At 69.1% G+C, this 8229-nt stretch carries 8 protein-coding genes; 5 read left to right on the forward strand and 3 right to left on the reverse strand.

The genetic code is table 11. From position 1 onward, the window contains the following. Window positions 1–13: 13 nt before the first annotated feature. Complete coding sequence (locus ACZ5IK_RS13950) at window positions 14–1231, reverse strand: MFS transporter (RefSeq protein WP_465488003.1); 1218 nt, start codon at window positions 1229–1231, stop codon at window positions 14–16. An 89-nt stretch (window positions 1232–1320) separates the two neighbouring features. Here ACZ5IK_RS13950 and ACZ5IK_RS13955 point away from each other — a divergent pair, with 89 nt between their 5' ends. From ACZ5IK_RS13955 to ACZ5IK_RS13970, 4 genes are read left to right on the forward strand one after another with little or no spacing between them, the layout of a single operon-like run. After that, on the forward strand, window positions 1321–1890 hold the full coding sequence (locus ACZ5IK_RS13955; RefSeq protein ID WP_465488004.1) for a TetR/AcrR family transcriptional regulator: 570 nt from the start codon (window positions 1321–1323) through the stop codon (window positions 1888–1890). 9 nt (window positions 1891–1899) lie between these two features. Further along, a complete protein-coding gene (locus tag ACZ5IK_RS13960; RefSeq protein WP_465488005.1) occupies window positions 1900–3129 on the forward strand; it encodes a sensor histidine kinase in 1230 nt (409 codons plus the stop codon). Beyond that, window positions 3126–3779 (forward strand): response regulator, encoded by a 654-nt coding sequence (locus ACZ5IK_RS13965; RefSeq protein WP_465488006.1) that lies wholly within the window; start codon window positions 3126–3128, stop codon window positions 3777–3779. The genes ACZ5IK_RS13960 and ACZ5IK_RS13965 overlap by 4 nt, the downstream gene beginning before the upstream one ends. 18 nt (window positions 3780–3797) lie before the next feature. Further along, a complete protein-coding gene (locus ACZ5IK_RS13970; protein ID WP_465488007.1) occupies window positions 3798–4835 on the forward strand; it encodes a serine hydrolase in 1038 nt (345 codons plus the stop codon). Between the two features lie 3 nt (window positions 4836–4838). Here ACZ5IK_RS13970 and cysC read toward each other — a convergent pair whose 3' ends face one another. Both cysC and cysD read right to left on the reverse strand, forming a co-directional pair. Continuing rightward, window positions 4839–6668, reverse strand: a complete 1830-nt coding sequence (cysC, locus tag ACZ5IK_RS13975) for an adenylyl-sulfate kinase (protein ID WP_465488008.1) — start codon at window positions 6666–6668, stop codon at window positions 4839–4841. Continuing rightward, a complete protein-coding gene (gene cysD, locus ACZ5IK_RS13980) occupies window positions 6668–7576 on the reverse strand; it encodes a sulfate adenylyltransferase subunit CysD (protein ID WP_465488009.1) in 909 nt (302 codons plus the stop codon). The genes cysC and cysD overlap by 1 nt, the downstream gene beginning before the upstream one ends. Before the next feature lie 77 nt (window positions 7577–7653). Between cysD and ACZ5IK_RS13985 the strand changes: the two genes are divergently transcribed. Continuing rightward, a complete protein-coding gene (locus tag ACZ5IK_RS13985; RefSeq protein ID WP_465488010.1) occupies window positions 7654–8130 on the forward strand; it encodes a nuclear transport factor 2 family protein in 477 nt (158 codons plus the stop codon). The last annotated feature ends 99 nt before the right edge of the window (window positions 8131–8229 follow it).

Here is an 8229-nt window from a genome sequence, read left to right on the forward strand (position 1 = left end):
GCCGATGAGGACATCACGCGCAGCCCGCGCGGGATTCCCGCTCCGGCGGGACGGGGCTCACCCTTGAGAGGGAACGAACCCCGAAGTTGTAGGTCGTGGTCGCCTCCTTGGGGGCGAACAGGACGCCGAGGACGGCGGTCGCCGCGGCCGCGAGGAAACCGGCACGAAGGTCGATGAGGTCGCCGAGGAAGCCGATCAGTGGCGCTCCGGCGGCCTGGCCGAGCGCCAGCATCAGGAAGGCCACGCCGACACCGAACGCGGGAGACGCCGGATAGGCCCTGGTGCCCCAGAGGATCAGCACGCCGGTCAGTCCGATGTAGACGGCTCCGAAGAGCGCCGCCGCGATGATGAGCGCCGGCAGCGATCGGGTGGCGAGGGCGAAGAGAGCCGTGGCGACGGCGAACAGGATCATTCCCGCGGACCAGGCCCGGCGCAGCCCCGCCCGCGAGGTCAGTTCGGCGGTGAACGCACCGGCAAGGCCGACCGCGCCGAGGACGATCCACACCACCGTCGAGGCGGTCTCGCCGAGCCCGCCGACGCTCACGGCGATGTCCCGGCCGAACGTCCAGATCGCCGCGCTGGCCAGGCCGAGCGTCGCCGCCGCGGGCAGCAGCCGTCCGGTGGCCGGCGGGAACAGCGGTACCGGCAGGCCGCTCTTCCGGTCCTCCCTGACCGGCGGCACGACGCGGGCGATCCACAAGGTCACCAGTGCCGATGCTGCCGCGAAAGCCCACCAGGCCAGCCTCCAATCGCCGATCGCGAGCAGGGAGACCGGACCGGAGATCAGCACGCCGAGCCCGGTTCCGGCGTTCACCACGGACTGGGCTCGGTCGCGGCGGGTCACGCGGACGACGCGGGAGACCGCGTCCGCGAGCGAAGGGGACGCCAGGCCGGTGCTGCCCCCGGCGAGGACGACGCCGAGCGCGAGAACCGCGGCGTTCGGAGCGGCCGCGATCAAGGCGGTCCCCGCGGTGGCGGTCGCTCCGGCGGCGAGCGCGCCCGCCCGTGCGCCCCTGCGGGCCGTGATGGCGGTCGAGGCGACGACGGCGAGGCAGTACGCGACGTAGCTGCCCGCCGCGATGGCGCCGAGGGTGCCGCCGTCGAGCCCGAACTCCATCCGGAGTGTCGGTGCGAAGAGGCCGTACGCGTACCTCGCGAGTCCGTAGGAGACCGCGATCAGCGACAACCCGGCCGCGGTGAGCGTCAGCTCGCGTTTGTACGAAGAAACCATCAGCTCTCCTTCAGAGGTATACCGATCGGTATACTCAGGGAGTGTTCCCGCATTTCGCGCTCAGGTCAACCGATCGGTATAGTCGAGGCATGCTGACACCGGCGGGCGAGCGTGTCCTGAGCGCGGCGAGCACGTTGTTCTACCGAGACGGGCTGAACGCCGTGGGCGTCGCGGCGATCGCCGAGGCCGCGGGCGTCACGAAGAAGACGCTGTACGCGTGCTTCGGGTCGAAGACGGACCTCACGGTCGCGTACTTGCGAAGCCGTCACGACGTCTGGTGGGCGTACCTCGAACAGCGGCTTGCCGAGGCCGGCACGCCTCGGGCGCTGACCGTCTTCGACGCCTACGTCGATCACCCGAAGCTCGGGAGCGACCGGGGGTGCGCGTTCCTCAACGCGGCCGCCGAGCTGCCCGCGGGGCATCCCGGACTCGACGTGATCCGGCGGCACAAGGCGGCGGTACGGGCGAAGTTCACCGAACTCCTCCGCGAGGACGTCCCGGGCGCGGCCGATCCGCAACGGCTCGCGGAACAGCTTTTCCTCTTGCTGGAAGGCGCTGTCGCGCACACCGGTATCGACGGGGACGCGCACCGGGTCACCCTGGCGAGGGAGATCGCGGAGATACTGCTGAGGGATCCGCGCGAGGCGGGCACAGGCTAGAAAGAGCGCATGCGACTTTTCGGCCCGCTCGCGGATCGGGCGACCTATCGCCGGTGGGTGTATTTCATCCTCGGTGGCGCCCTGAGCGTGCCGTACGTGCTCTTCGCCGCCATCGTGGTGCCTTCGCTGCTGCCGCTCGTCGTGACGGTGGAGCGCGGGGTCGTCATCGCGATGATCACCGTCGTCCTGGTGATCATCGCGTCGTCGTTCATCCCCGCGGTCCGGGTGCTGGAGGGCGCGGCCGTCCGGGAACTGCTGGACGATCCCGTGCCGGGGGTGACGTTCGGGCCCGCCGGGAGCTGGCCCGTCCGGCTGCGGTCGACGGCGATGTACCTGCTGCACGTGGGCACGGGTTGCGTCCTCAGCCTGGCGAGCCTGTTCGTCCCGGTCGGATTCGGTTTCACCGTCGCGGCCCCGTTCACCGGCCGGATCGCACTGTCCACAGAGGATCCGATCGTGGTACCGGCCGGCTGGGCGAGCGCGTGGATCCCGCTGGCCTTCCTGCTGGGCGTCGTCGCGCTGGCGTACGTGGTGTGGGGAGCGGGCGCGGTGCTGACCCGCGTCGCCCGCAGTCTGCTGGGCGTCTCGGCCGCCGAACGGATCGCCCAGCTGGAGAAACGCACCGAACAGCTCGCCGAACGCAACCGGCTGGCGCGGGAACTGCACGACTCGGTCGGGCACGCGCTGAGCGTCGTGACCATCCAGGCCGGGGCAGCGCGCCGAACCTTGCGCGCCGATCCGGACTTCACGGAACAGGCGCTCACCGCGATCGAGGACTCCGCCCGCGCCGCGCTGGACGACCTCGACCACGTGCTCGGACTGCTGCGCGAGGAGGCGTCGTCACGCGCGCCGCAATCCGGGCTGACGGAGCTGTCCGCGCTGGTCGAAGCCACGCGGCTGGCGGGCGCCGAGGTGACGGCGGAGGTGCGGGGCGAACCGTCGTCGGTGCCGCCGGTCGTCTCCCGTGAGGCGTACCGGATCCTGCAGGAATGCCTGACGAACGCGTTGCGGCACGCCGGTAAGGTGCCGGTGACGGTGCTCGTCGACGTCGGCTCGGAACTGCTGTCGCTGCGGGTGTCCAACCCGCTCGGCGCCGCGGCTCCGTCACGCGACGGGGGCGGCAGGGGGCTGCGGGGAATGGCGGAACGGGTGGACGTGCTCGGCGGCACGATCACCGCGGGGCGCGCGGACGGATTCTGGAAGGTCGAGGTGGCGGTGCCATGGGGGAAACGGCGATGAGCATCGGGGTGCTGCTGGTCGACGACGAACAGCTGATCCGGGCGGGGCTGCGGGCGATCGTCGCCTCCGAGCCGGATCTGGAGGTCGTGGGCGAGGCGTCCGACGGCGCCGAGGTGCCGGGCCTGGTCTCGCGGTTCCGGCCCGACGTCGTGCTGATGGACGTCCGGATGCCCTCGGTCGACGGGATCCGCGCGACCACGCATCTGATGGCCACTCTTGCCAATCCGCCCAAGGTGATCGTGGTGACCACCTTCGAGAACGACGACTACGTCTACGACGCTTTGCTCGCCGGCGCGAGCGGCTTCCTGCTGAAGCGGACCCGGCCCGAGGAGATCGTCTCGGCGATCCGGACGGTGGCGGCGGGGGAATCGCTGCTGTTCCCGGCCGCGATCCGGCGGCTGGCCGCGCAGCAGGCGAACCGGGGCCCGCAGGACGGTCTCGCCGACGCGGGGCTCACCGAACGCGAACGCGAGGTGCTGCGGCTGATGGCGAGCGGACTGTCCAATGTGGAGATCGCGGGAGAGCTGTACCTCGGCGTGCAGACGGTGAAGACGCACGTCGGGAACGTCCTGTCGAAACTCGGAGCGAGGGACCGGACGCAAGCGGTGATCAAGGCCTACGACACCGGATTCGTCACACCGGCGGGCTGAACGCGGTAGGGTTCCGTGGTGGATACGAACGTCAACCGCCGTCGCGTGCTGGGGCTGGGAACGGTCGCCGCCGCGGGCGCGGTCCTCGGGACGGCGCAGCTCGCTCAAGCCGCCGAAGAGTCCGAATCGGACATCGCTGCCAAAGACGCGTCGGCCGCCGCTCGCCGGATTTTCCAGGTCTACGCCCGGGAAACCGCGAAGGCGGGCGGCACCTGGTCGTCTCACGTCAGCGTCGCGGACTCCGACGGGAACCTGGTCACCGCCGTCTCCGAGCGGGCCGACGAGGTCGTCGAGGCTTACAGCGTCAACAAGATCGCGGTCGCCACCGCGGTACTCGACAAGATCGACCGCGGACTGCTCACCTTGGACCAGCGCGTCGACGTCACGGCCGACATCGTCATCAAGGACACCGACGGCATCTTCGCCCTGGACGGCGCGTATCCGAGTTCGGTGACGCTCGGGCACGCGATGGCCGCGCTGCTGACGCTGTCCGACAACACCGCCGTCCGCCTGTGCGGGCTGGTCTGCCCCGCCGCGGAGGTCAACGAGATCTTGCGCGGCAAGGGATTCGTCCACACCCAGGTCGTCCCGGTGGCCAACCCGAACCGCTTCTTCCTCGGCAAGACGACCCCGGCCGAGACGCATACGCTGCTGCGGAAACTGGTCGGCGGGACGCTGCTTTCGGCGAAGTCCACCGAGTACCTGCTGAACATCCTGCGCTCGCTGAGCGCGTTCACCGACGGGGTGCGGCTCGGCCTGACCTCGGCCGAGCGGCTGCGGGTCGCCACGAAGGCCGGCTGGTTCAACGACGGCCGCAATGAGGCGGGCGTGATGTTCAGCGCCGACGGCAAGCCGATCCTGACGTACTCGCTGTTCGCGTCGGGCGCGTTCGCGGGCGACCCGGCGGTCACCAAGGACGACTACGCCGCGACGCATCCGGCGCTCAAGGCGCGGGCGAAGCTCGGGAAGACGATGTTCCGTTCGGTCGAGAAGCTGACCGCCGCCACGGCCCGCACCTACGCGGCCGTTCCGTACCGGGCCTCCAACGGCGGCTGATCGTCACTCGAGGGCGGCGAGGATCAGCGCGGCCATCGAGGCGGGATCGCCGTTTTCGGGCCGTAGCACCAGTTCCGGGGTCTCGGGACGTTCGTAGGGAGCGTCCACCCCGGTGAACCCGCTGATCTCGCCCGCCCTCGCCTTCGCGTACATCCCCTTGGGGTCGCGGTCTTCGCAGACCTCGAGCGGGGTGTCGACGAAGACCTCCAGGAACGGCAGCCCGGCGGCTTCGTGCGCGGCGCGGGCGAGTTCGCGGTCGGCCTGGTACGGGCTGATCAGCGAAACCACCGACACCACCCCGGCGTCGGCGAACAGCTTCGCGACCTCCGCGACGCGCCGGACGTTCTCGGCGCGATCGGCAGGGCTGAAGCCGAGGTTGCCGTTCAGCCCGTGCCGGAGGTTGTCACCGTCCAGCAGATACGCGGGCCTGCCGGAGGCGACCAGGCGCCGCTCCAGTTCGACGGCCACACTCGATTTCCCGGACGCGGAAAGCCCGGTGAGCCAGACAGTGAGTCCACGCGTCGCGCGTTCGGTCCTGGTGACCGCGGCGGTGTGCCAGACGACGTTCGACGCCGTCACGCTCGGCCCGGTGATCATCCCGGCCGCGACCGTCGCCCCGGAATGCTCGTCGACGAGGAGGAAACCGCCGGTGGACCGGTTGCGGCGGTAGGAATCGAACAGCAGCGGTTGCCGGGTGCGCAGCCGGATTCGGCCGATCTCGTTGAGGGACAACGCTTTCGCGGTCTCGTCGCGATGCAGGGTGGTGACGTCGAGCCGGTAGTCGAGGTCGCGGATCTCGGCCTTGGTCTCGCGGGTGGTGTGCCGCACGAGGTAGTTCGCCCCGGGGGACAAGGATCCCTGCTCGGAGAACCAGCACACCATCGCGTCGACGTCCCGGCTGGTGTGCGGGCGGTTCCCGGGACGGCAGATCAGGTCGCCGCGGCCGAGGTCGAGGTCGTCGGCGAGTTCGATCGTGACGGCCCGCGAGGCGAAGGCTTCGGTGATCGTCGTGCCGCCCGGCCCCCAGATCGCGCGCACCGTCGTGGTGAAACCGGACGGCAGCACGGTGACCTCGTCGCCGGGTTTGAACACCCCGCCCGCGACGGTGCCCGCGTACCCGCGGAAATCGCGGCCGTGTTCCCGGATCACGTACTGCACCGGGAATCGCGCGTCGATGAGGTTGCGATCCGAGGCCACGTGTACTTGTTCGAGGTGGTGCAGCAGGGAAGTGCCCTCGTACCAGGGCATACTGGCGCCCCGGTGCACGACGTTGTCACCGTGCAGCGCCGACATCGGAATGAAGGTCAGGTCGTGGACCTGGAGTTTCATGGCGAAGCGGCGGAAGTCCTCACGGATCTCCTCGAAGCGTTCCTGCGACCAGTCGACGAGGTCCATTTTGTTGACGCACAACACCAGATGCGGGATGCCCAGGAGGCTCGCCAGGAAGGCGTGCCGCCGCGACTGTTCGAGCACGCCTTTACGGGCGTCGATCAGGATCAGCGCGAGGTCCGCCGTGGACGCCCCGGTGACCATGTTGCGGGTGTACTGCACGTGTCCCGGGGTGTCGGCGATGATGAACTTTCGTTGGGGGGTCGCGAAATACCGGTGGGCGACGTCGATGGTGATGCCCTGTTCGCGTTCGGCGCGCAGGCCGTCGGTGAGCAACGCGAGGTTCGGGTACGCCTCGCCGCGGGCGCGGCTGGTGCGTTCGATGGCTTCGAGCTGGTCGGTGAACACCGTCTTCGAGTCGAACAGCAGGCGGCCGATCAGGGTCGACTTCCCGTCGTCGACGCTGCCCGCGGTCGCGAGGCGGACCAGCTGTGAAGCGCCCATCAGAAGTAGCCTTCCTTCTTCCGGTCTTCCATTCCGGTCTCGGAGATCCGGTCGTCGGCGCGGGTGGCGCCACGCTCGGTGAGCCTGCTTGCGGCCACCTCGGCGACCACTTCACCCGGCGACGTCGCCGTCGACTCGACGCAGCCGGTGCACGTCGCGTCGCCGACGGTGCGAAAGCGAACCGTTGCCTCGTAAGGACTTTCGCCTTCGCTCAAGGTGAGGAAGCGGGTGTGCGCGAGCAGCATGCCGTCCCGTTGGACGACCGGGCGCCGGTGCGAATAGTAGATCGACGGCAGGCCGACGCCCTCGGCCTCGATGTACTGCCAGATGTCGAGCTCGGTCCAGTTCGACAGCGGGAAGACGCGGATGTGCTCACCTTTGCGGTGCCTGCCGTTGTAGAGATCCCAAAGCTCCGGGCGCTGATTACGCGGATCCCATTGGCCGAACTCGTCGCGGAAACTGAACACCCGTTCCTTGGCGCGGGCCTTCTCCTCGTCGCGCCGGGCGCCGCCGAAGACCGCGTCGAAGGAATGCTCGCGGATGCCGCGCAGCAGGGCGGCGGTCTGGAGGCGGTTCCGGCCGGCCTTGGGGTCTTCGACGACCCGGCCCGCGTCGATGTCGTCCTGCACGCTGGTGACGACGAGCCGGAGGCCGTAGGTGCCGACTGTGCGGTCGCGGAACTCGATGACCTCGTCGAAGTTGTGCCCGGTGTCGACGTGCATCACCGGGAAGGGCGGTGGCGACGGCCAGAACGCCTTGGCCGCCACGTGGAGCATCACCATCGAGTCCTTGCCGCCGGAGAACAGCAGTACCGGCCGTTCGAAGGTCGCCGCGACCTCTCGGAAGATGTGCACGGCTTCGGCTTCGAGTGCTTCGAGATGGGTGAGCTCGTAGGCCGGGGACGCCATCGTGACCTCCGTGGTTCGAGATCAGAAAAGTAGAACAAGTTCTTGTGCTTGGTCAAGGGGAGGAGGACGCTGTCGGCATGGACCTGGTCGCGCTCGAAGAGATCCGACGCCTCAAAGCCCGTTACCTCCGGTGTCTCGACCTCAAGCTGTGGGACGAGATGGCAGGGACTCTGACCGCCGACGCGCACGCGCGCTACGGCACGCCGTCGTACGGCAAGCCCCTGACCTTCGATGGCCGCGACGAGATCATCGGGTTCTTCCGGAACGCCGTCGGGCCCGGCGTCATCACGGTGCATTTCGCCGGGCAGCCGGAGATCGACGTCGACGGCGACACCGCGACGGGCACGTGGCTGATGCGGGACAAGGTGATCGTGCCCGAGCATCGCGTGGTGATCGAGGGCGCGGCGTACTACGAGGACACCTATCGGCGGGTGGACGGCGAGTGGCTGACCGCCTCGACCCAGTACGACCGGCTGTACGAAACGATGACGTCGACCGCCGACTTGCCGAGCTTCAAGCTCACCGCGAACCGATGGTCCCCACCCCGCAAGTAGTCCTCTAGGGCGTGTTTTAGAAGTGTGTCTTGGTTTGAGATGATCTTCGTGTGGGGCGTGGTGACCTGACGAATGAGCAGTGGGCGATACTGGAACCGT

Source organism: Amycolatopsis sp. NPDC031561, assembly GCF_055580625.1.

Excerpts from the sequence above, each read along its gene's own strand:
- ACZ5IK_RS13950 (WP_465488003.1), bottom strand. The coding sequence starts at position 1,231 with ATGGTTTCTTCGTACAAACGCGAGCTGACGCTCACCGCGGCCGGGTTG.
- ACZ5IK_RS13955 (WP_465488004.1), top strand. The coding sequence starts at position 1,321 with ATGCTGACACCGGCGGGCGAGCGTGTCCTGAGCGCGGCGAGCACGTTG.
- ACZ5IK_RS13960 (WP_465488005.1), top strand. The coding sequence starts at position 1,900 with ATGCGACTTTTCGGCCCGCTCGCGGATCGGGCGACCTATCGCCGGTGG.
- ACZ5IK_RS13965 (WP_465488006.1), top strand. The coding sequence starts at position 3,126 with ATGAGCATCGGGGTGCTGCTGGTCGACGACGAACAGCTGATCCGGGCG.
- cysC (WP_465488008.1), bottom strand. The coding sequence starts at position 6,668 with ATGGGCGCTTCACAGCTGGTCCGCCTCGCGACCGCGGGCAGCGTCGAC.
- cysD (WP_465488009.1), bottom strand. The coding sequence starts at position 7,576 with ATGGCGTCCCCGGCCTACGAGCTCACCCATCTCGAAGCACTCGAAGCC.
- ACZ5IK_RS13985 (WP_465488010.1), top strand. The coding sequence starts at position 7,654 with ATGGACCTGGTCGCGCTCGAAGAGATCCGACGCCTCAAAGCCCGTTAC.